This is a genomic window from Streptomyces sp. NPDC031379 (genome assembly GCF_055569615.1).
The window spans coordinates 169148-191127 of the sequence record NZ_JBVIIT010000015.1; the positions used below are offsets into that span (position 1 = coordinate 169148).

Sequence of the window (21980 nt, forward strand, 5' to 3'; positions counted from 1 at the left end):
GTTTTGAGATAGGTCCACGCCCTCCATGTTCAAGAAGTGAACACGGAGCCAGTTGATCTTGAGGGGCTAACGAAGCCGCTGGGAGATGACCTTCGACACGCCGTCGCCCTGCATGGACACGCCGTAGAGCGCGTCGGCGACCTCCATCGTGCGCTTCTGGTGCGTGATCACGATCAGCTGCGAGGCCTCCTGCAGCTCCTGCATGATCCGGATCAGCCGCTGGAGGTTGGTGTCGTCGAGCGCGGCCTCGACCTCGTCCATGACATAGAAGGGGCTCGGCCGGGCCTTGAAGATCGACACCAGCAGCGCGACGGCCGTCAGCGACCGCTCGCCACCCGACAGCAGGGAGAGCCGCTTGACCTTCTTGCCCGGCGGTCGCGCCTCGACGTCCACGCCCGTGGTGAGCATGTTGTCGGGGTCGGTCAGCACGAGGCGCCCCTCACCGCCCGGGAAGAGGCGGCTGAAGACACCCTCGAACTCCCGGGCCGTGTCCCGGTAGGCCTCGGTGAAGACCTGCTCGACGCGCTCGTCGACCTCCTTCACCACCTGCAGCAGGTCGGCACGGGTCTTCTTCAGGTCCTCCAGCTGCTCGCTGAGGAACTTGTGCCGCTCCTCCAGCGCCGCGAACTCCTCCAGCGCCAGCGGGTTGACCTTGCCCAGCTGCTGGTACGCCCGCTCGGCCGCCTTGAGCCGCTTCTCCTGCTCGGCGCGCACGAAGGGGACCGGCTGGTTGCGCGGGTGCCCGGGATCCTCGGGCAGCACCTCGCCGTCGGCGGGGAGCGAGGGCGGCACGAGCTGGTGCGGACCGTACTCCGCCACCAGCCCCGCCGGTTCGACACCCAGCTCCTCCAGCGCCCTGGTCTCCAGCTGCTCGATCCGCAGCCGCTTCTCGGCGCCGAGTACCTCACCGCGATGGACCGAATCCGTCAGCTTGTCGAGTTCGGCCTTCAGCTCACGTCCCGCCGTGCGCGCTGCGGCCAGCTCCTGTTCCCGCCGCGTCTTGGCGGCCTCGGCGGCGGCGCGCTCGCGTTCGGCCCGGGCGTGGGACACCTCGACATGCGCGAGCAGCTGGCGGGCGCCGGAGGCGACGGCCTCCGCGACGGCCGCCTCGTGCCGCAGCCGGGCCCGGCGCTGCTCGGCACGCGCGCGTGCCTCGCGTTCGGCGCGGGCGGCCCGGTCGAGCGAGTCGGCCCGCCCGGCCAGCCCCTTGACCCGCTCCTCGTGGGTGCGGACCTGGAGCCGGGCCTCCATCTCGGTCTGCCGGGCGTTGGCGCCATCGGCCGCCAACCGGTCCCGCACGGAGGTGTCCGGCTCCTCCTCGACGGGCATCTCCTCGGCGACGGCGAGCCGCTCGGCCAGCTCCTCGGCCTCCTGTACGGCCTTCTCCAGCGCCTCCTGCGCCCGTGCGGCGGCCGCCGCGGACCGCTCCGCCTCCCCGGCGGCACCCCGGGCCTGGCCGGCGAGCCGCCCGAGCTGCTGAGCCACGGCCGACTTCTCCCGGTCGGCGTCCCGGCGCCGCTCCCCCAGCTCCTCGACGAGGGCGGCCGCCCGCGTGCGCCGTTCGGCCGCCGCCCTCTGCTCCTCGGCCAGCTCCGCACAGCGCACCGCCAGTTCGGCCAGCTCAGCGGCGGCCTCGTCCACGGAGGCCTGCACCTCCAGCAGACTGGGCGCCCCGGCCGACCCCCCGTGCGCGAAGTGGGCCCCGAGCAGATCGCCCTCGGCGGTCACCGCGACCAGCTCCGGGTGGCCGTAGACCAGGTCCTCGGCGTCCTCCAGCGTCCCGACGACGACGATCCCGCGCAGCAGCCGCCGCACGGCGGGCATCAGCTCGGCGGGCCCACGGACGAGGCGCGCCGCGGGGACGGCCGTGGCGGGACGGGGGTCGTCCGCGGGTTCGTCGTGGCCGGTCGCGCCGTTCCCCGCACCCGCCTCGGGCGCTTCCGCGTCCCGTGCCAGCACCAAGGCCGCCCGGCCGCCGTCCTGTTTGCGCAGCAGCCGGATCGCCTCGGCCGCCGACGCCGGGCTCGTCACGGCGATCGCGTCGGCCGCCGCGCCGAAGGCCGCGGCGAGGGCGACCTCGTGGCCGGGTGTCACCGTCAGCAGCTCCGCCGCCGGACCCAGTACCCCGGTGAGGCGGTCGCGGGCGCCGAGCAGTATGCCGGTGCCGTCCTTGCGGCGCAGGCCCAGCGCCAGCGCCTCGTGGCGGGCCTGGGTCGCGGCGCGCCCACGCTCGGCCGCGGTGGCCGCCTCCCGGGCCTCGCCCAGGGCGGCCTCGGCCTCGGCCAGCTGCCGCTTGGCCGTCTCGTGCCGTTCGGCCAGGTCGGCGTCGTCGGCGTCGAGGCCGTCGACCTCGGCCTTCAGGGTCTCGTACTCCTCCTGGGCGCGGACCGCGCGCTCCTGGGCCTCGTCGCGGGCCGTGGCCAGCCGGTCGATCTCGGCCTGGGCGGAGGCGGCGCGCGAGCGGGCCGCGTTGACCTGCCCGGAGAGACGGGCCAGTCCCTCGCGGCGGTCGGCGATGGCCCGGGCCACGTCCTTCAGCCGGCGCTCCTCCACGGCCAGCTCCCGCTCCAGCTCGGCGCGGTGCCCGACCGTGTCGTCCAGGGCCCGCTGGGCCGCCTCCAGGGCCGCTTCCAGCTCGGCCTCCTGCTCGCGGACGCGGGCGGCCTCGCGCTCCAGGTCCTCGGGGTCACGGCCGCGCCGCTCCTCGGCGGGCGCGGAGGTGGCGCTCTTCACCCGGGCGTCGGCCAGCGAGACGGTGCCGCGGACGCGCTCGGCCAGCTGGGACAGTTCGTACCAGGTCTGCTGGGCGCGCTGCAGCCGGGGGGTCAGCTGCCGTACCTCGTCCTCCAGCAGGGCCTCGCGCTGGAGCGCCTTCCTCAGCTCCTGCTCGGCGGTCTCCTTGCGTTCCTTCAGGGCCGCCTCGTCGGCGACCTCGGCCTTGAGTGCCTCGCGCAGACGCACGAGGTCGTCGGCGAGCAGCCTGAGGCGGGCGTCGCGGAGGTCCGCCTGGATGACCGCGGCCCTCCGGGCCACCGCCGCCTGCCGGCCCAGCGGTTTGAGCTGGCGGCGCAGTTCGTCGGTGAGGTCCTGCACGCGCGCGAGGTTGGCCTGCATCGCGTCCAGCTTCCGCAGCGCCTTCTCCTTGCGCTTGCGGTGCTTCAGCACACCAGCGGCCTCTTCGATGAAGGCGCGGCGGCCCATGGGGTCGGCGTGCAGGACGGAGTCGAGCTGGCCCTGGCCGACGATGACGTGCATCTCGCGGCCGATGCCGGAGTCGGAGAGGAGTTCCTGGATGTCGAGGAGACGGCAGGTGTCGCCGTTGATCTGGTACTCGCTGCCGCCGTTGCGGAACATGATCCGCGTGATGGTGACCTCGGCGTACTCGATGGGCAGCGCCCCGTCGGAGTTGTCGATGGTCAGCGATACCTCGGCCCGGCCGAGCGGTGGCCGCCCGGTGGTGCCGGCGAAGATGACGTCCTCCATCTTGCCGCCGCGCAGCGACTTGGCGCCCTGCTCGCCCATGACCCAGCTGAGCGCGTCGACGACGTTGGACTTGCCCGAGCCGTTCGGGCCCACGACACACGTGATCCCCGGTTCGAACCGGAGTGTGGTCGCCGAGGCGAACGACTTGAACCCGCGCAGGGTCAGGGCCTTGAGGTGCACGCCGCCGGACTCTACCCGCCGCCGCTATCTCACTCCATGAACCCTCGCAACCCCGCGGTTTCACCTGTGAACAGGCAGGGCACACCGTACGTTAAAGAGGGTGAAAGGATGCGGGGGAAAGAAAGAAGGGACGCCGAAGCGTCCCTTGCAACTCTGACGACCGGATCTCGGTCGTCCGATCAACTGAGCGGTTGATACGGGCAGCCCCATCACTGCGACTGCTGTCGTGGAGCGATGCAGTGATCAGGTGAGCGCAGGCTCCGCCTGGTGTGCGTCGATGCTCTCCATGATCCTGTCCTGAGAGGCGGCAGCCGTCAGCGCTTCGTTCTCCGCCTGGATCCGTACCAGCTCGGATTCCAGATCCTGTACGCGCTGCTGCAGCCGTCGCATCTCGGCGAGGAGTCGAGGGTCGGAGCCGCCGACGTAACCGAGAAGCGCCTTTGCCATGATGGATGGTCCTCCACAATGAGTGACCGACCGATGCGGTGTGGGTCGTGAGGGATTCGCACCCGCGGTGCTTGGCACATCCGGGTGTTGCTCTGCTGTTGTTCCATGCCAAACAGCTAAGGTGCGCGGGGCTTTCAGCGTCTCACCAAAAAGTTTGACGGTCAACACGATCACGCCCTGTATTGGTGGGCAAACCGGGGCGCGCGGCCGGAAAAACGGCGGTGCTGCGACTCGTCCGGGGCCCTCAGGGCGTGGCGATCAGCTGTACCAGCGGAGCCTGCCACGCCACGCCGTTCTTGGCAACCACCAGGCCGTTTCCGCTTTCCGCATGTGCCCCCGGCAGCTCCCGGGCCCCGGTCAGCCGGTTCCGTACGGAACCGGCTCAGCGGACGGCGAAGCCGTCGTAGCCGCCGCGGGGTGTGTCCCAGATCTCGGTGACGCCGTCCACGCGCCCGGGTGTGTCGTCGCCCTGGAGCCAGTCGAGCAGCCCCTCGCAGTCCTCGCGCGGCCCCTCCGCGACCACCTGGACCCGGCCGTCCGCCAGATTGAGAGCAAAACCACTCAGGCCGCCGATCTCCAGAGCCTTGGCACGCGTGAACCAGCGAAAACCCACGCCCTGTACGCGTCCACGGACCCAGGCGACCAGTCGTACTTCCTCGCTCATGGGTGCAACCTAACGGGCGATGTCGCTCGGGACACATCGCGGGCCCTGCGGCATGCGGTACCGTCCCCACCCAATGCATCTCATATGAAACTCACTCGATCGAGTGGGTCGGGTTGGCCACAGGGGAGTCACTCACCGCGCTGGCACCGGTCGACCGCGAGCACGAGGAAGAGGGCCAGGACATGGGACGCCACCGACGCTCTGCCGCCGGCCGCGCCGCCACGGGCCGCGCCACGGACGTCACGCACTCGCACGGCCCGGCCGCGCCGGGTGGCGACGCGCCGCACTCGTCCGCGAGCGGACGAGCGCCCATGGGCATCGCGCCGTACCTGAACCCGGAGGCGTACGCCGAGACCAACGCCAGAGCGCACGCCTACCTGTTCGAGGCGGACGACGACGGCGTGACGCCGGCCGGTTCCGCGGGTGACGGGTTCGCCCGCGCCGGCGGCCTGTCCTCCGGCCACCGGCGCCGGAAGAAGGCCGGGCGTCCGGTGCGCACGGGTCTGCTCGGCGTGTCGGCGGCCGTGGCCCTCGGGACGGCGGCGGTGGCCACGGGTGTGGTGCCGGGCCTGGAGAGCTACCAGCTCGGCGGCGGTACGCATACCACCGGCGGCGACCAGGTGCAGGCTCCGGACTCCCCCAGCAACACGGCCAGCGAGCAGGGCGGCACCTCGGGCAGCGCCGACCGCCCCGGTGGCTCCACCGCCGCCGGCCGGAACACCGAGCGCCCGCGCCCGCAGTCCCCGAGCCCGTCGGCCTCCGCCTCCGCCTCTCCCTCCGCCTCGAAGCCGGCCTCGCCCACGCCCACCCCGTCGAAGACGGCCACCAGGAAGCCGACGCCCAGGGCGACGCCGTCCACACCGAAGGACACCCCGTCGCGTACGGCGAGCAAGGCGCCGGCGGCGACCTCCGCACCGGGGACGGTGTCGACCGAGGCCGCCGCCGAGGCGGAGGTGCTCAGGCTCGTCAACGAGGAGCGGGCGAAGGTCGGCTGCAGCGCGCTCGCGGCGAACTCCTCACTGACCGGACTCGCCGAGGCGTTCAGCGACGACATGGCCGCCCGGGGCTTCTTCGACCACACCGACCCCGACGGCGCCACGCCGTGGGACCGGGCCGCGAAGGCCGGCATCACCGACCTCGGCGGCGAGAACATAGCCCGCGGCCAGGCCACCGCGGCGGCCGTGATGGAGGCCTGGATGAACAGCCCCGGCCACCGCGCCAACATCCTGAACTGCGACTTCAAGACCCTCGGCGTCGGCGTGCACCTCGGCTCGGGCGGGCCGTGGTGGACGCAGGACTTCGGCTACTGAGAATCCCGCGACATGCCTCCGGCGGAGGCTTTGGACCGCGATGGGGGGCGCGCCCGCGCTGAACGCGCCCCCTTAAATACGGGCGGCGGCCACTACAGGCGCACGATGATCACGGTGACTCCGCCGTCGAAGCGGTGATCGAAGTGATCGTGGTCGAAGCGGTGATCGAAGCGGTGATCGAAGCGGAACCCGCCGTGGTCGAAGCGGAACCCGCCGTGGTCGAAGCAGCGCCAGTCGTCGCCGAAGCAACGGTCGGCGGTCGCATGGGTGTGCACAGCAGGGGCTGCTGCCGCGGCCGTGCCGGCCGCGCCGATCGCAGCACCGCCTGCCATCAGAACGGCAGCTGACGTCGCGACGAGACGCCTGGCGCCTTTTACTCGCATGATGAGCACTCTTCCTTCTGCCGCGTCGGCCCGTGCGGCCGGGCCGACGCGGTCTCGGCGGCACGAAACGGATGACCGCGGTCGCAGGGGAGCGGCACGGTCGTGGGCGTCGCCCGCGCGTTCGAGGAGCACGTCTCGCATCCAGGATCCCCGCTGCACGGGAACCAGCCGACCAGGAACGATCCCAGGTTGGGGCCCTACTTCGGTTACGTGAGCGGCGCCCCTTCGGATTGCCGTTTCGGCGGAAAACCGTCGGAGCCCTGCGACTACGCGGCGGTGCGGCCGCGCGCGAACAGGCGTGCCGCCTCGGTCACCCGGCGGCCCAGGTGCTCGGCGGTGGCGATGTCGGCCTTGTGGACGCCCTCCGGGCCCTGGTCGTTGTTGCTCTGGGCGGCCGCGCCTGCGAAGAAGCCGAGGCGGTTGAGGTCGTTCTCGGAGGCGGTGCTGCTGTTCCAGCCGGGGAGCAGGCCGAGGTTGATCCAGTGCATGCCGTGCTGTGCGGCGAGCGTCTGGAAGAACTGCAGGGTGTGCAGCTTGTCGCCGCTCTTCGAGGCCGAGTTCGTGAAGCCTGCGGCCAGCTTGTCCTTCCAGTCCTGGCCGAACCAGCGCTTCGAGGTCGCCTCGGCGAAGACGTGGAAGGCGCCTGAGGCGGTGCCCATGTAGGTGGGTGAGCCGAAGACGATCGCGTCGGAGCGGTCCAGCGTCTCCCACTGCTCGTCGGTGATCTCGTCGACCTTGATCAGGTGCACCTCGGCACCGGTGTCGAGGGCGCCGTCGCGGACGGCCTCGGCGAGGACGGCGGTGTGGCCGTAGCCGGAGTGGTAGGCGATGGAAATGACGGGGTGAGACATGACACTCCTCGGAAGGGCAGCTCGGAAGCAATAACCAAACGAAAGCACTATCCAGGAGTTAGTGCAACCTGGCGGGTAGCGCTGCGTCCGCGTACCCTTGCCGGTATGACCGCCACCACCGGGGACCACGACGACCTCGCCTACAACGTCTTCGCCAAGGCCTGCCCCTCGCGCGGCACGCTGGAGCACGTCACGGGCCGCTGGGGCGGACTGACGCTCGGCGCGCTGTACGAGGGTTCGCTGCGCTTCAACGAGCTGCGCCGCCGCGTCGACGGGGTGAGCGAGAAGATGCTGTCCCAGACCCTGCACGCACTGGAGCGCGACGGACTGGTGCACCGCGAGGCGCAGCCGACGAACCCGCCCCGGGTGGACTACGAACTGACCCCGCTCGGCCGCCAGGTCGCCGAACGCCTGCTCGCCCTCATCCACTGCGTGGAGGACGCCATGGACGACGTCCTCGTGGCCCGCTCTCGTTACGACGAGACGCGCGGCGCCCGCTGACACCTCGGACAGAAGTAGCTGGACCGGTTCATCCACGGGCGGCGGCGCATCGGTGTCCCGCAGCGCTTGCAGGGCAGGCCCTCACGGCCGTACGCGTCGAGAGAACGGTCGAAGTAGCCGGACTCGCCGTTGACGTTGACGTACAGGCTGTCGAAGCTGGTGCCGCCGACGGCGAGGGCCGCGTTCATCACGTCCCGGACGTGGCCGAGCAGCCCGGCGGTCACCGGGCGGGTGAAGTTCGCCGTCGGGCGCTCGTAGTGGATGCGGGCGCGCCAGAGGGCCTCGTCGGCGTAGATGTTGCCGACCCCGCTGATCAAGGACTGGTCCAGCAGGGCCCGTTTGATGGTGGTCCGCTTGCGGCGCAGCGCCTCGTGGAACGCCTCGTCGTCGAACAGCTCGTCGAGGGGGTCGCGGGCGATGTGCGCGATGACGTCGGGAAGGCCCGCGGGGGTGTTGTCGTGCAGCGACAGGCCGCCGAAGGTGCGCTGGTCCACGAAGCGCAGCTCGGTGCCGAGGGAGTCGGCGAAGCGGACACGGATGCGCAGGTGCTTCTCGTCCGGCGCCTCGTGCGGCTGCACCAGCAGCTGTCCGCTCATCCCGAGGTGGGCGAGGACGGACTGGTTGGTCTCCTCCAGCGGCAGCCACAGGTACTTGCCGCGCCGGCTGGGGGTGCCGATGTGGTGGCCCTTGAGCCGGTGCGCGAAGTCGTCGGCGCCCGCGATGTGCCGGCGTACGGCGCGCGGGTGCAGCACCTCGACCTCGGCGACCGTGCGATGGGCGACCCACCGCTCCAGGCCGCGCCGGACGACCTCGACCTCGGGCAACTCTGGCATCGGGACCCCCGTACGGACCGGTTGACGACCCGAGCGCCCGACCCGGCGTGCACAAGGACGGCGGGGCGGGCGCTCGGACGCTGCTTCGTCAGGCGGGCGTAGCGGACGACGGGTCGCCGTCCTTGGCGGCGGCCTCCTTGACCGCCTTGGCGCGCTCGTCCGCCGCGGCCCGGATGGACCGCCAGGCGGACTCGGCGGCCTGTTGCTCCGCCTCCTTCTTGCTGCGGCCGGTGCCGGTGCCGTACGAGACGCCTCCGACGCGGGCGGCAGCAGTGAAGGTCTTCTCGTGGTCGGGGCCGGTCTCCGTGACCAGGTACTCGGGCACGCCGAGCCCCTCGATCGCGGTCAGCTCCTGGAGACTGGTCTTCCAGTCCAGGCCGGCTCCGAGGTTGGAGGACTTCTCGATCAGCGGGTCGAAGAGCCGGTGCACCAGCTCGGACGCCGCGTCGAGGCCCTGGTCGAGATAGACCGCACCGATCACCGCTTCGAGGGTGTCGGCGAGAATGGACGCCTTGTCCCGGCCGCCCGTGCCCTCTTCACCACGGCCGAGCCGGATGAAGGCGCCCAGGTCGAGGCCGCGACCCACTTCCGCCAGCGCACGAGAGTTGACCACCGCGGCCCGCAGCTTGGCCAGCTGGCCTTCGGGCAGGTCGGGGTGGGTGCGGTACAGCGTGTCCGTGACGACGAGGCCGAGGACGGAGTCCCCGAGGAACTCCAGCCGCTCGTTCGTCGGCAGACCGCCGTTCTCGTACGCGTAGGAACGGTGGGTCAGCGCGCGCACCAGAAGGGCGGACTCGACCTGATAGCCGAGCCGCCCTTCCAGAAGCGTGTGGGACGAGGCCTGATTGTCCACTTTCGGAACACCCCCGCGCTTGCGGGGAACGCCGGCTTCGGCGTCTTCCGCCTTCTTGGGACTGGACACAGTGCCTCTCACCAGCCCGCTCAGACTTCGAGGACCTGGCGCTTGTTGTAGGTGCCGCAAGACGGGCACGCGATGTGCTGCTGCTTGGGCTCGTGGCAGCGCTCGCACGCAACCAGGGTGGGGACCGCAGCCTTCCACTGCGACCGGCGGTGGCGCGTGTTGCTGCGCGACATCTTCCGCTTCGGAACAGCCACGGCTACTTCTCCTGCTTCTCGTCGGCGCGTGCTGACTGAGGCGCGCCGCCGCTCATCTCGTCCTTCTCGCCGTCTTCGAGTGAACCGGCGAGTCCCTGCAAAGCCGCCCAACGGATGTCGACGGCGTCGTGGTGGTGCTCCGGGTCGTCCGCGAGCCGCGCTCCGCACTCGGAGCACAGACCCGGGCAGTCTTCCTGGCACACCGGCTGCATCGGCAGTGCGAGCACCACCGCATCGCGCAGCAGAGGTTCGAGGTCGAACAGTCCGTCCTCGAGGAAGAACCTGTCCTCGTCGTCCTCGGCGTCGTCGCCCGGTTCCGCGATCACGCGGCCCCGGTCATCGGCGTCAGGGTACGAGAACAGCTCCTGGAAGTCCGCTTCGAGCTCCAGCCCGACCGGCTCCAGACACCTTACGCACTCCCCCTCGGCCTGTGCACGGGCGGTGCCTGTGACGAGCACCCCTTCCATGACCGACTCGAGCCGGAGTTCGAGTTCGACCGGTGCGCCTTCCGGCACTCCGATGACTCCCTGGATACCGAGGTCCCGGGGGGCGTCGATCGTACGGGTCAGGCGCTGCAGCGCGCCAGGACGCCGACCCAGCTCGTGCGTATCGAACACGAGGGGGTTGCGGTGGTCGAGGCGGGCGTTGGAGGCCATTCCTGCTTTCGATCTTCGAACTCGTGGGGACGCCGCCCGTCGGTGTTCCGGGCAGCGGTGATCGCGGACATACGCGCGACCGAAGAGCCAGGATACTGGACCTTTCGCTCAGGGCCCAATCCGGTGTGGCAGGGACGCGGTCACAGACCCCGGCCCTGCTCGTACGCCCTCAGCTGCTCCGCGCTGATCATGCTGGTGTCGAAGAGGCTGGCCTCGTCGAGCGCGTAGCCCTGCTGCGACTGCTGCTGCGCCTGCTGGGGGTCGTACGCGGCCTGCTGGGCGTCGTAGCCCTGGTAGGCGTAGGGGTCGGCCTGCTGGTAGCCGTACGGGTCCTGCTGCTGGGCGTAGTCGGACTGCTGCGGGAAGCCCGCGTACGGGTCCGGCTGCTGCTGGTAGCCGAAGGCCGGCTGCGGCTCGTACGACGGCTGCGGCGGCGGGGACTGCTGGGGCTGCGGCGACCGTGCCGGGCGCTCGGCCGGGGTGTCGGCGAGGGCCGCGAGGTCGGCGAGGTAGTCGGCGTCGCTGGAGTGCTGGTAGGTCGTGGTGTCGTCGGCGAGCGCGCCGAGGTCGTCGGTGGCGATCCGGCCGTGCAGCTTCTGCCGGCCCCGGCCGACGGCCTCCAGGGTCTTGGCGAGGACCGCCTCGAAGGCGCCGAGCTTGACGTCGACGTACGCGTCGGCGTTGTGGCGCAGGGTCTCCGGGTCCTGGCTGCGCTCGGGGGCGTCCTCGTCCTCGTAGCCGTTCTCGTCCAGTCCCGGGCCGGTGCCGAGGAGCTTCTCGCGGCCGCGGCCGACCGAGCCGAGGGTCTTGGTGAGGACGACCTCGAAGTTGGCGAGCTTGGAGTCGACGTAGTCGTCGGCCTCGGCGCGGACCTCCTCGGCCTCCTGGCGGGCCTCGGCGAGGATCCGGTCGGCCTCGGCCTGGGAGCGGCGGGCGATCTCGGTGTCGGAGATCAGCGAGCCGCGCTCGGCGTGCGCGTTCCCGATGATCCGCTCGGCCTCCTGCCGGGCCTGCTCGACCATCTGCTCACGGTCGCCGATCAGCTCCTGCGCCTGCGCGAGGGAGCCGGGCAGGGCCTGGCGCACCTCTTCCAGCATCGCGAGCAGCTCGGCGCGGTTGATCACGCAGGACGCCGACATGGGCATGGCCCGGGCGCCGGCGACCGCGGAGACGATCTCGTCGAGCTTCTTCTGCACGTCCACCTGTGCTCGCCACTCTCTACAGCCGGGTTGGAGACGGACGGGACGACTGTAGCCCCATCAGTCCTTGTGCAGACGCGCGTTCAGGGCCTCCAGGACCAGCGGCGGCACGAGGTGGGAGATGTCGCCGCCCCAGGCCGCGACCTCCTTGACCAAGGAGGAGGACAGGAAGCTGTAGGTGGGGTTGGTGGGCACGAACAGCGTCTCGACGCCGGTGAGGCCGATGTTCATCTGGGCCATCTGCAGCTCGTAGTCGAAGTCGCTGACGGCGCGCAGGCCCTTGACGATGGCGGGGATGTCGCGCTGCTTGCAGTAGTCGACGAGGAGGCCGTGGAAGGCCTCCACCCGGACGTTGGCGTACTCGGCGGTGACCTGGCGGATCAGGTCGATCCGCTCCTCGATCTCGAACAGGCCCTTCTTGGACTTGTTGATCATCACCGCGACGTAGACCTCGTCGTACAGCCGGGAGGCTCGGGCAATGATGTCGAGATGTCCGTTGGTGATCGGGTCGAACGACCCGGGACAGACGGCGCGGCGCACTAGTGATCCCTCGCTCTCCGGTCCGGTCATCGTGCGTCTTCGCACGTTGAGGCGGCGCGACCGTACCAAAACGTTCCCTCGCCGTAGCGACGGGACCGGATCGCCTCGAAGCCGTCCGGCCAGCGGAATTCGCCGCCTCTGGTGCTGCGCTCCACGGTGACCAGGGCTTCCTCGCTGAGCCAGCCTTCCGTGCGGAGTGTGAGCAGAATCTCCCGAAGATCGTCGTCCGTGACGGCGTACGGGGGGTCGAGGAAGACGAGGTCGTACGGCTCGGCGGGCGGTGCGGTCCGGATCACTTGTTCCGCTTTGCCCGCTCTCACCTCGGCGCCGGGGAGGCCGAGGTTCCTCACGTTCTCGCGGACGGTCTTCGCCGCGCGGGCGTCCGCTTCGACCAGCAGGGTGTGGCCCGCGCCCCGGGACAGGGCCTCCAGGCCCACGGCGCCCGAGCCGGCGTAGAGGTCCAGGACCCGTTCGCCGTCCAGGGGGCCGCCCAGGAGGGACTGCCAGGTGGAGAAGAGACCTTCGCGGGCGCGATCGGACGTGGGCCGGGTTCCGGTGCCGGGTGGTACCGACAGGCGCCGTCCGCCGGCCCGGCCGGCGATCACGCGGGTCATGTGGGAGTCCTTCTTGGTGGGCGGCTTCAGGGTTCATTGTGGCTGGTCGCGCGGATCCCCGCGCCCCTGCCCGGGCGCGGCGCCTCAGCCCTTCTCCAGGTACTGCTCCCTCTCCTCGTCCACCAGGGCGTCCAGGGCCGTGCGCAGGCCCGGAAGACGATGCAGCTCCGGGTCCGCCGCCACGACCGCCGCCGCCTCCTGCCTCGCCTCCGCGATGACCTCCTCGTCCTCGATGACCGCGAGGACCCGGAGGCTGGAGCGGGCGCCGGACTGGGCCTGGCCGAGGACGTCTCCCTCACGCCGTTGTTCGAGGTCGATGCGGGAGAGTTCGAAGCCGTCGAGGGTGGAGGCGACCGCGTTCAGGCGCTGGCGGGCCGCACTGGCCTCGGGCATCTCGGTGACCAGCAGGCACAGGCCGGGGGCCGAGCCGCGGCCGACCCGGCCGCGCAGCTGGTGCAGTTGGGAGACGCCGAAACGGTCGGCGTCCATGATCACCATGGCCGTGGCGTTGGGGACGTTGACGCCGACCTCGATGACCGTGGTGGCGACCAGAACGTCCGTCTCGCCGGCCGCGAACCGGCGCATCACGGCGTCCTTGTCGTCGGGGTGCATACGGCCGTGCAGGACCTCGACCCGGAGGCCCTGGAGCGGGCCGCGGGCCAGGTGGTCGGCCACGTCCAGGACCGCCAGGGGCGGGCGCTTCTCGGCCTCGTCCTCGGGGGACTTCTTGGGGCCCGCCTTCTTGGGGTCGTCCTCCTCGTCCCCGATGCGGGGGCAGACCACGTACGCCTGGTGGCCGGCCGTCACCTCCTCGCGGACCCGTTCCCAGGCGCGGGCCAGGAAGTGGGGCTTGTCGGCGGCCGGGACGACATGGCTGGCGATCGGCGATCGGCCGGCCGGGAGCTGGTCGAGGACCGAGGTCTCCAGATCGCCGAAGACCGTCATGGCCACCGTGCGCGGGATGGGCGTGGCCGTCATGACCAGGAGGTGCGGGGGCTGCTTGCCCTTGCCGCGCAGGGCGTCGCGCTGCTCGACGCCGAAGCGGTGCTGTTCGTCGACCACGACCAGGCCCAGGTCGTGGAACTGGACCTTGTCCTCGATCAGGGCGTGGGTGCCGATGACGACGCCGGCCTCGCCGGTGGCCAGGTCCAGGAGGGCGTGGCGGCGGGCGGCGGCGCCCATCGAGCCGGTGAGCAGCACCACCTTGGTGGCGTGTTCGGCGCCGCCCAGCATGCCGCCCTCGGCCAGCTCGCCCATCATCTCGGTGATCGAGCGGTGGTGCTGCTGGGCGAGGACCTCGGTGGGCGCGAGCATCGCGGCCTGGCCGCCCGCGTCGACCACGGCGAGCATGGCGCGCAGGGCCACGAGCGTCTTGCCGGAGCCGACCTCGCCCTGGAGCAGGCGGTGCATCGGGTGGTCGGTGGCGAGGTCGTCGAAGATCTCCTCGGAGACCTTCTGCTGGCCCTCGGTGAGGGTGAAGGGCAGGCGGTCGTCGAAGGCCGTGAGGACGCCGTCCGGCTTGGCGGCGCGGGGTACGGCCGGGAGTTGGGTGTCGGCGTGGCGGCGGCGGGCCAGGGCGACCTGGAGGACGAAGGCCTCGTCCCATTTGAGGCGGGCGCGGGCGTCGGCGATGTCCGCCTTGGTGTGCGGGCGGTGGATCTTGAGGAGGGCCTCGGGGAGCGGGAGCAGGCCGCGGCCCGCGCGGAGGGAGTCCGGGAGGGGGTCCAGGGCTTCCTGGGCGCTGGGCAGCACCGTCTGGACCGCCTTGCCGATCTTCCAGGACTCCAGTTTGGCGGTGGCCGGGTAGATCGGGATGAGGGCACCGGCCCAGGTCTCGACCGCCTCCTCACTGTCGCCGTGCAGCAACTCGTATGCGGGATGGGCGAGTTGGAGGCGGCGGTTGAAGACGGAGACCTTGCCGGCGAACATCGCGCGGGTGCCCGGCAGCAGCTCCTTGTGGGGCTTGTGCACGCCGTTGCCGAAGAAGACCAGCTGGAGCCGGCCGCTGCCGTCGGTGATCGTCACCTCGAGACGCTGGCCCTTGCCCCGGGGGGCCTTGACCGAGGCGAAACTGTGCAGACGGGCGTCGGCGACCTGGGCGACCACCGTGACGTGCTCGTCCATGGGGAGGTCGGCGAGGTGGGTGAGCTGGCCGCGCTCCTCGTATCTGCGCGGGTAGTGGTGCAGGAGGTCGCCGGCGGTGCGCAGGCCGAGGTGCTCGGCCATCACCTTCGCGGTGGCGGGGCCGAGCACTGACTTCAGGGGTTGCTTCAGCGGTTCTTCCAGTGCGGGCACGAGATCCATTGCACACCACGACACCGACAATGCCGTACACGCTGTCCTGCGGATTCAGCGGACACAGCCCCGCGATTCGCCCGGTATTACCCGACAGGTCCGGGAAACCCCTGGTCAGGTGGCTGTTCCGGCCCTAGGATGGCCCGCTCCGGCCATCCTTCGCGGTCACCGCACCATCCGGGACCGCCCGACCCCGCGCCGCACGCACTCCCCCTGCGGCGCAGTGACGATGGACTCCCAGACCTCACAGTCATCCCAGGCATCCCAGTCACCTCACCCACCTCATACGTTTCAGGTCGACCTGCGTGGTCTGGTGGACCTGCTCTCCCATCACCTCTACTCCAGCCCCAAGGTCTATCTGCGCGAGCTGCTGCAGAACGCCGTGGACGCCGTCACCGCCCGGCGGGCCGCCGAGCCGGACGCCCCGGCACTGGTGCGGCTGCACGCCGCGGACGGCGGCCTGCGCGTGGAGGACAGCGGCGTCGGACTCACCGAGGCGGACGTGCACGACCTGCTGGCCACGATCGGCCGCAGCTCCAAGCGGGCCGAGGGGCTGCAGGAGGCCCGGTCCGGCTTCCTCGGCCAGTTCGGCATCGGGCTGCTCGCCTGCTTCGTGATCGCCGAGCGGATCCGGGTGGTCAGCCGCAGCGCGCGTACGCCCGACGCCCCGCCGGTGGAGTGGACGGCCCGCGACGACGGGTCGTACACGGTGCGCACGCTGCCCGGCACCGAGCGGCCCGAGCCGGGCACGACGGTGTACCTGACCGCGCGGGCCGGGGCGGCCGAGTGGCTGGCGCCCGAGCGGGTCCTCGCCCTCGCCCGGGACTTCGGCTCGCTGCTGCCGTACGACGTCCGGGTGGGCGAGGAGCGCGTCACCGATCTGCCGGCGCCCTGGGACCGCCCGTATCCGAGTCCCGCCACGCGCCGGGTGGCGCTGGCCCTGCACTGTCACGAGCTGTTCGGGTTCACCCCGCTGGACTCGATCGACCTGCATGTGCCGGTGGCCGGGATCCGCGGGGTGGCGTACGTGCTCCCGTCGGCGGTCAGCCCCGCCCAGCGGGCGACCCACCGGGTGCATCTGAAGGGCATGCTGCTCACCGAGCGGGCCGAACAGCTGCTGCCGGACTGGGCGTTCTTCGTGCGCTGCGTGCTGGACACCGACAGCCTGCGGCCGACCGCCTCACGCGAGGCGCTGTACGAGGACGAGACGCTCGCCGCCGTACGGGACGCGCTCGGTGAAAGGATCCGGTCCTGGCTGACCGGGCTCGCCGCCGGTGATCCGGAGCGGCTCTCGGCCTTCCTCGCCGTGCATCACCTGGGGGTGAAGTCCCTGGCCCGGCACGACGGCGACATGCTGCGCACGATGCTGCCGTGGCTGCCGTTCGAGACGACGGACGGGCAGCTGTCCCTGGAGGAGTTCGCGCAGCGGCATCCGGTGGTGCACTTCACGCGGACCGTCGAGGAGTACCGGCAGGTCGCGCCGATCGCCTCCGCGCAAGGGGTCGGGGTCGTCAACGGCGGCTACACCTACGACAGCGAGCTGATCGAGGCGCTGCCGCGGGTGCGGCCGGGCACGGTCGTCGCCGAGCTGGACGCGGACACCGTGACCGCGCACCTGGACGCGGTGGCCCCGGCCGAGGAGCTGGCGCTGTCGGGCTTCCTGGCGGCCGCGCGGGCGAAGCTCGACCCGCTGGGCTGTGACGTCGTGCTGCGCGCCTTCCATCCGCTGTCCGTGCCCGCGCTGCACCTGGACGACCGGGCCGCGCGGCACGAGCAGGCGCGGGCCGAGGCCGAGGAGCGGGCCGACGACCTGTGGGCGGGCATCCTGGGCTCGCTGCGCGGCAGCGCCCCGCGCGCGCGTCTGGTGCTCAACCACCTCAACCCGCTGATCCGGCGGATCGGTTCACTGGGGGACCCGGAGCTGATCGGCACCGCCACCGAGTCGCTGTACGGGCAGGCGCTGCTCAGGGCGCAGCGCCCGCTCAGGCCGGCCGACTCGGCGCTGCTCAACCGGGCGTTCATCGGCCTGCTGGAATGGGCCACGCATGGGGAGAACGGTCGCTGATGGATGAGATCACGGACTTCGACGCGCTGCGCGGGGCGATGGCGGAGAACGCCGAGCAGCCGGAGGGCCCGGCCCGCAACGCGCGCGCGGAACAGCTGCTCGCCGCAGCGGAGCGGCTGGACGTCCCGCTCGCCGTGATCGAGGCGCTCGGACACCAGCTGAAGGTCTACAACTACAGCTCCGAGAAGGACAAGATGTTCGTCCCGTTCGCGCGGCTGCTGCGCATGTGGGACGAACGGCCCGAGGACTTCGACGAGTACGAGACGCACTCGCTGCACTGGGTCTTCAAGTGGATGTCGGCGGGCATGCTGGACCAGCCGCACGTCCCGCTCGCCTCGATCGAGAAGTGGCTCGGCGAGATGGAGCACCGCTACCGGCTCGCCGGGCACTCCGAACGGGCCGTGCGCAGCGCCGAGTTCAGCGTGGCCGCGCACATCGGCGACCTGGCGCGGGCCGAGCGGGCGTACGCCGCATGGCTGGCCGCCGACCGCGACCGGATGGCGGACTGCCACGCCTGCGAGCTGCACGGGCAGGGCACCTGGCAGGGCACGCGCGGCCGGGACGCGGAGGCCCTTCGGCTGTGGGGGCCGGTGCTGGAGGGCGAGTACAGCTGCGCGCACGAGCCGCACACCGTGCTCGCCTCCTCGCTGGCCCCGCTGCTGCGCCTCGGCCGGGTGGAGGAGGCCCGCGCGAACCATCTGCGGGGCTTCCGGCTGGTGCGCCCTATGGAGAGCATGCGTGGCGCCTACGCGGACCACGTGGAGTTCTGCGCGCTGACCGGCAACGAGGCCCGCGGTCTCGAACTGCTCGCCGAGCGGCCGGCGTACTTCACGGACACCGGGCATCCGCGCAGCCGGCTCGACTTCCTGGCCGTCGTGGCGCTGCTGACGGACCGGCTGACCGGCCTGGGCTACGGCGAGCAGCGAGTGCCGGGGCCCGCCGGGCGGACGTGGACGGCGGGGGAACTCGCCGCTCACGCGCGCGCGCAGGCTCTGGAACTGGCCGCGCGGTTCGACCGCCGCAACGGCACGTCGTACGTCGGCGACCGGGTCCGCGCGCGCATGGCACAGCGTCCGCTGGTGGAGCGCCTCCCGCTGGGCGTGCGGACGGGGCGCCCGTCGTCGGCACCGGCGCCGGTGCCCGTGCCACCGGCGCCGCGGGTGTCCGCCGAGCCCGACCTGGCGGGCCTGCTCGCCGAGGCACGGCGGCTGTCGGCCACGCTGCGGCCGCACGCGCTGGAGGCCTGGGCGGCGGTCGCGGAAGCGGCACAGGGCGTCGAGCTGGATCCCCGCGACCGCGCGGAGATCGCCGACCACGAGGCCATGGGCCTGGGCCCCGAAGGCGTCGAGGGGTTCGAGCGGGCGGCCGTGCTGTATGCGCAGGCGGGTGACCCCGGTGAGGCGCTGGCGGCACGCGCGCGCGGGGCGTACGTCCGCGCGCTGCGCGGCGAGGTGGACGCGGCCCGGGCGACGGTCGCGGGCCTGTACGACGAGGTGCTCGCGCTGTACGCCGACGAGGCCACCGGGGTGCGGCAGACGGCGTCGGTGGTGATGAGCCGGGCCCGGATCCTGATGCGGCGGGTGCACGAGGACACGGCGGGCCCGGACGCCGGGGCGGCCCTCGCGGAGACCGAGCAGGCGGTGCGCGAGGTGCTGGCGCTGGTCGACGGGCGGGCCGGGGACGAGGTACGGCTGGCGGCCCGGGCCGCGGAGGCACGGGCGATGCTCGCCGAGCTGGCCGCGCACGCCGGGGACGCCGGGCGGGCCGCGGAGCGGTTCCGGCGGGCCGCCGCCGAGTACGTGGCCGCGGGCCTTCCCTGGTTCGCGGTCGAGTACGAGGTGCAGGTCGCCGCCCTCGCCCACCAGGCCGGTGACCTGGCCGGGTCCGAGCGGGCGCTGCGCGCGGCCCTGGAGCACGGCGGGCCGTACGTGGAGCCGGTCGGACGGGCGCAGCTGCACCTGCAGCTCGCCGAGGTGATCGGCGGCCGGGGGGAGGCCGAGGAGGCGGCGGAGCACGCGCTGGAGGCCGCGCACTGGGCCGACGAGGCCGGCGAGAGCGGCACGCTGGGCGCCTGGGCGCGGCAGCAGCTGGGCGGCTTCCTGCTGCGCCAGGGCCGGTACGCGGAGGCGGCGGAGGTGCTCGAGTCGGCGCTGGCCGATCTGAGCGCCGAGACGCACGGCGAGGGGGCCGTCGTGCAGGCCCGCTGGTGGCTCGGGGACTGTCTGGGCGAGCTGGACGAGCACCGGGCGGCCGCCGAACACCGGCTGCGAGCGGCCGACATCGCCCGGCACTGGCCCGAGCAGCAGGACCACGCCACGCTCGCGCACCTGGCCGCCGAGTCGCTGAGCAACGCCGGGCTGACGGACGAGGCGGACCAGGCCTACGCGCGCGCGGGCGAGCTGTGGCGCGCGCTCGGCAACCCGCAGTTCCTGGTCCGCTCGCTGCGTGCCCGCGGCTGGCTGGCGCTGCGCGGGGAGTCCGGCGCGGAGGGGGCGCGGGAGCTGATGACGGACGCGGTACGCGCGTGTGAGCAGGCGTGGGAGGACGCGGCGGACCCGGTGGTCCGGGAGCAGCTGGCGGCCGAACTGGGCAGCACCCACCGCCAGTTCGGCGATCTGCTGGCCCGCTCGGCGGCCGAGGAGGCCGAAGACGACGTGATCCGGGACGCGTTCGAGGCGGCCCTGGTCCAGATGGAGCGGGCGGCCGCGTTGTTCGGCACGCTGGGCGCCGACGGACTGCACGGCCGTACCGGCGCCGAACTGGCCGCGGGCTGGCTGGAGACCGACCTCGGGCGGCCCGCCGAGGCGACGGCACGCGCGCGTGCCGTGCTCGCCGCCTACGAAGGCGCCGACGACGCCGACGAGACCGTGGAAGCCCGTCGGGCGGAGGCCACCCAGATGCTCCAGGCCGCACAGGCAGAGGAGTGAGCAGGTGCCCTGCGCTCACTCCACGCCGATGAGCAGCAGCGTCCCCTGGCGGCCGCCCCGGTAGACCACCGTGTCCACCGCGAGGTAGGACTCGCGTACGCGGGCCTGAAGGTGCTCGGCGACGGTCTGCGGTGCCTCGTCGCCGACGACCAGGGTGACCAGCTCCCCGCCGGCCTGGAGCATGCGGTCCAGGACGGTCTCGGCGGTGGCGGTGACGTCCGGGCCGATCACCGCCACGTCGCCGTCGATCAGGCCCAGCACGTCCCCGGCCTGGCAGATGCCGGCCGTCGTCCAGGACTGGCGTTCGGCGACGACGACCTCGGCGTACCGGGTGGCGCCCGCCGCCGAGGTCATCTGGACGACGTCCTCGTCGAAACGGCGCTCCGGCTCGTGCACCGCCAGCGCGGCGATGCCCTGGACCGCCGAGCGGGTCGGGATCAGGGCCACCCGGATGCCCTCGGTGCGGGCCTGCTCGGCCGCCGCGGCGGCCGTGTGGCGCAGCTCGGCGTCGTTGGGCAGCAGCACGACCTCGCGCGCGTGGGCGCGCCGTACGGCCTGCACCAGCTCCCCGCTGGCGGGCGGCTCTCCGGGGCGCGCGAGGACGGTGGTCGCGCCGGCCTCCGTGTACAGCCCGGCCAGGCCCTCGCCCGGTACGACGGCGACGACGGCCCGCTGGGCGCGCTCGCGCGGCGGCCGCTCGCCCCCGGTGTGGACGTCGCCGAGCCCGAAGTGCGTGATCCTGATCCGGTACGGCCGCCCGGCCTCCACACCCGCCTCCACGGCGGCGCCCGCGTCGTCCACGTGCACATGGACGTTCCACAGCCCGTCGCCGCCGACCACGACCAGGGAGTCACCGAGGGCGTCGAGCCGCGCGCGGAGCCGGGCCACGGCCGCGTCGCCGGCCTCCAGGAGGTAGATCACCTCGAAGGCGGGTCCGCCCGCTTCGGCGCCGTCGGCGCACCGACCGGCGTCGGAGGCGGTCACGCGTGCGTGCGCGTCGAAAACGGCGACGGCCGCGGTGTCCGGGCAGTCCACGGCGGCCCGCGGACCTGGCCCGGCGTCCGAGGCGCCCGAGGGGACCAGCCGGGCGGGAACGGCGTCCGAGGCGCCCGCGGAAACCAGCCGGCCGGGCACCGGCCCGGGGCTCTCCCCGGTGAACGCCTCCACCAGCGCCCCCAGCACCGCGACCAGTCCCCGGCCGCCCGCGTCGACCACTCCGGCCCGCCGCAGCACGGCCAGCTGGCCGGGAGTCGCCGCCAGGGCCGCCCGCGCGCCCTCGTAGGCCGCCCGCGCGACGGCTCCGCAGTCGCCCTCGGCCCCCTCGGCGGCGTCGGCGGCCGCGGAGGCGACCGTCAGCACGGTGCCCTCGACGGGATGGGCCACGGCCTGCCGCGCGGAGTCGGCGGCCCGCCGCAGGGCCAGCCGCAGCTCCGTACCGTCGCTGCGGGGCGCCGCACGGCCGGAGTCGTCGGCGAGGACCTGCGCCATGCCCCGCAGCAGCTGCGCGAGGATCGTCCCGGAGTTGCCCCGGGCCCCGATGAGCGCCCCGTGCGCCATGGCGCGCACGGCGTCCGCGAGGGACGGTTCCTCGGAGCCCGTCCCGTACCCGGCGAACACGGCCTCCACGGCCGTCGCCGCCGACTCCAGGGTCAGATACAGGTTGGTACCGGTGTCGCCGTCCGCCACCGGATAGACGTTGATCGCGTCGATCTCCTCGCGGGCCCGTCCCAGTGCCCGGAGCGCCAGACCGCACCAGGTGCGCACCGCGAGAGCATCGAAGAACGTCTGCGGCACCTGCGCCACCTGCGCCTCCCTGAGCTGGCTGGACGTGGGACGCAGCGTAGACCCCGAGCCGGTGTGCACCGGAAGAGGGCCGGGAGCGGGGCCCTGAACTGCCATGGTAGTTTCGTTGCACG

The 21980-nt window shown here is 72.5% G+C and carries 18 protein-coding genes; 4 read left to right on the forward strand and 14 right to left on the reverse strand.

The genetic code is table 11. The annotated features are described in order from the left end of the window. Positions 1–66 precede the first annotated feature (66 nt). From smc to ACZ5CW_RS22595, 3 genes are all read right to left on the reverse strand, one after another. Entirely contained in the window at positions 67–3663 is a 3597-nt protein-coding gene (gene smc, locus ACZ5CW_RS22585) for a chromosome segregation protein SMC (protein WP_468604058.1), read from the reverse strand. Positions 3664–3906: 243 nt separating this feature from the next. Continuing rightward, positions 3907–4110, reverse strand: coding sequence for a hypothetical protein (locus ACZ5CW_RS22590; RefSeq protein WP_014675251.1), 204 nt, complete (start codon positions 4108–4110; stop codon positions 3907–3909). 382 nt (positions 4111–4492) lie between these two features. Then, a complete protein-coding gene (locus ACZ5CW_RS22595) occupies positions 4493–4774 on the reverse strand; it encodes an acylphosphatase (protein WP_468604061.1) in 282 nt (93 codons plus the stop codon). Between the two features lie 182 nt (positions 4775–4956). Here ACZ5CW_RS22595 and ACZ5CW_RS22600 point away from each other — a divergent pair, with 182 nt between their 5' ends. Then, positions 4957–6084: a CAP domain-containing protein gene (locus ACZ5CW_RS22600; RefSeq protein WP_468604143.1), complete on the forward strand. Its 1128-nt coding sequence runs from the start codon at positions 4957–4959 to the stop codon at positions 6082–6084. Positions 6085–6176: 92 nt separating this feature from the next. Here the strand turns inward: ACZ5CW_RS22600 and ACZ5CW_RS22605 are convergent, their stop codons facing one another. Next, a complete protein-coding gene (locus tag ACZ5CW_RS22605) occupies positions 6177–6467 on the reverse strand; it encodes a hypothetical protein (protein ID WP_468604145.1) in 291 nt (96 codons plus the stop codon). Positions 6468–6733: 266 nt separating this feature from the next. Then, a complete protein-coding gene (locus tag ACZ5CW_RS22610) occupies positions 6734–7318 on the reverse strand; it encodes a flavodoxin family protein (protein ID WP_468604063.1) in 585 nt (194 codons plus the stop codon). Between the two features lie 105 nt (positions 7319–7423). Between ACZ5CW_RS22610 and ACZ5CW_RS22615 the strand changes: the two genes are divergently transcribed. Continuing rightward, on the forward strand, positions 7424–7819 hold the full coding sequence (locus ACZ5CW_RS22615; RefSeq protein WP_468604065.1) for a winged helix-turn-helix transcriptional regulator: 396 nt from the start codon (positions 7424–7426) through the stop codon (positions 7817–7819). Here the strand turns inward: ACZ5CW_RS22615 and mutM are convergent. The 8 genes from mutM to recG all read right to left on the reverse strand — a co-directional run bounded on the left by mutM (position 7792) and on the right by recG (position 15081). After that, on the reverse strand, positions 7792–8652 hold the full coding sequence (gene mutM, locus ACZ5CW_RS22620; protein ID WP_468604067.1) for a bifunctional DNA-formamidopyrimidine glycosylase/DNA-(apurinic or apyrimidinic site) lyase: 861 nt from the start codon (positions 8650–8652) through the stop codon (positions 7792–7794). The two genes, ACZ5CW_RS22615 and mutM, sit on opposite strands and share 28 nt — an antisense overlap. A gap of 88 nt (positions 8653–8740) precedes the next feature. Then, positions 8741–9586, reverse strand: coding sequence for a ribonuclease III (gene rnc / locus ACZ5CW_RS22625; RefSeq protein WP_468604069.1), 846 nt, complete (start codon positions 9584–9586; stop codon positions 8741–8743). Positions 9587–9594: 8 nt separating this feature from the next. Then, the gene (rpmF, locus tag ACZ5CW_RS22630; protein ID WP_003951102.1) at positions 9595–9768 is read right to left on the reverse strand and encodes a 50S ribosomal protein L32; all 174 of its coding nucleotides are present in this window, start codon (positions 9766–9768) and stop codon (positions 9595–9597) included. Positions 9769–9770: 2 nt separating this feature from the next. Then, on the reverse strand, positions 9771–10424 hold the full coding sequence (locus ACZ5CW_RS22635; RefSeq protein WP_468604071.1) for a YceD family protein: 654 nt from the start codon (positions 10422–10424) through the stop codon (positions 9771–9773). Between the two features lie 140 nt (positions 10425–10564). After that, positions 10565–11626, reverse strand: coding sequence for an ATP synthase F0 subunit B (locus ACZ5CW_RS22640; protein ID WP_468604073.1), 1062 nt, complete (start codon positions 11624–11626; stop codon positions 10565–10567). Between the two features lie 57 nt (positions 11627–11683). Continuing rightward, the gene (coaD, locus tag ACZ5CW_RS22645) at positions 11684–12163 is read right to left on the reverse strand and encodes a pantetheine-phosphate adenylyltransferase (protein ID WP_468604147.1); all 480 of its coding nucleotides are present in this window, start codon (positions 12161–12163) and stop codon (positions 11684–11686) included. A gap of 26 nt (positions 12164–12189) precedes the next feature. Beyond that, positions 12190–12807, reverse strand: coding sequence for a 16S rRNA (guanine(966)-N(2))-methyltransferase RsmD (gene rsmD / locus ACZ5CW_RS22650; protein WP_468604149.1), 618 nt, complete (start codon positions 12805–12807; stop codon positions 12190–12192). Positions 12808–12861: 54 nt separating this feature from the next. Next, positions 12862–15081 carry an ATP-dependent DNA helicase RecG gene (recG, locus tag ACZ5CW_RS22655; RefSeq protein ID WP_468604075.1) on the reverse strand — a complete coding sequence of 740 codons (2220 nt, stop codon included), beginning with the start codon at positions 15079–15081 and terminating at the stop codon, positions 12862–12864. Between the two features lie 220 nt (positions 15082–15301). On the opposite strand from recG, the gene ACZ5CW_RS22660 reads away from it, so the two are divergent. Next, on the forward strand, positions 15302–17137 hold the full coding sequence (locus tag ACZ5CW_RS22660; RefSeq protein ID WP_468604077.1) for an HSP90 family protein: 1836 nt from the start codon (positions 15302–15304) through the stop codon (positions 17135–17137). Beyond that, a complete protein-coding gene (locus ACZ5CW_RS22665) occupies positions 17137–20064 on the forward strand; it encodes a tetratricopeptide repeat protein (RefSeq protein ID WP_468604079.1) in 2928 nt (975 codons plus the stop codon). Before ACZ5CW_RS22660 ends, ACZ5CW_RS22665 begins: the two co-directional genes overlap by 1 nt. Before the next feature lie 15 nt (positions 20065–20079). Here the strand turns inward: ACZ5CW_RS22665 and ACZ5CW_RS22670 are convergent, their stop codons facing one another. Beyond that, entirely contained in the window at positions 20080–21867 is a 1788-nt protein-coding gene (locus tag ACZ5CW_RS22670) for a DAK2 domain-containing protein (RefSeq protein ID WP_468604081.1), read from the reverse strand. Positions 21868–21980: the final 113 nt, after the last annotated feature.

Excerpts from the sequence above, each read along its gene's own strand:
- mutM (WP_468604067.1), bottom strand. The coding sequence starts at position 8,652 with ATGCCAGAGTTGCCCGAGGTCGAGGTCGTCCGGCGCGGCCTGGAGCGG.
- ACZ5CW_RS22600 (WP_468604143.1), top strand. The coding sequence starts at position 4,957 with ATGGGACGCCACCGACGCTCTGCCGCCGGCCGCGCCGCCACGGGCCGC.
- ACZ5CW_RS22635 (WP_468604071.1), bottom strand. The coding sequence starts at position 10,424 with ATGGCCTCCAACGCCCGCCTCGACCACCGCAACCCCCTCGTGTTCGAT.
- ACZ5CW_RS22665 (WP_468604079.1), top strand. The coding sequence starts at position 17,137 with ATGGATGAGATCACGGACTTCGACGCGCTGCGCGGGGCGATGGCGGAG.
- ACZ5CW_RS22590 (WP_014675251.1), bottom strand. The coding sequence starts at position 4,110 with ATGGCAAAGGCGCTTCTCGGTTACGTCGGCGGCTCCGACCCTCGACTC.
- ACZ5CW_RS22595 (WP_468604061.1), bottom strand. The coding sequence starts at position 4,774 with ATGAGCGAGGAAGTACGACTGGTCGCCTGGGTCCGTGGACGCGTACAG.
- recG (WP_468604075.1), bottom strand. The coding sequence starts at position 15,081 with ATGGATCTCGTGCCCGCACTGGAAGAACCGCTGAAGCAACCCCTGAAG.
- ACZ5CW_RS22660 (WP_468604077.1), top strand. The coding sequence starts at position 15,302 with ATGGACTCCCAGACCTCACAGTCATCCCAGGCATCCCAGTCACCTCAC.
- ACZ5CW_RS22615 (WP_468604065.1), top strand. The coding sequence starts at position 7,424 with ATGACCGCCACCACCGGGGACCACGACGACCTCGCCTACAACGTCTTC.
- ACZ5CW_RS22605 (WP_468604145.1), bottom strand. The coding sequence starts at position 6,467 with ATGCGAGTAAAAGGCGCCAGGCGTCTCGTCGCGACGTCAGCTGCCGTT.
- ACZ5CW_RS22610 (WP_468604063.1), bottom strand. The coding sequence starts at position 7,318 with ATGTCTCACCCCGTCATTTCCATCGCCTACCACTCCGGCTACGGCCAC.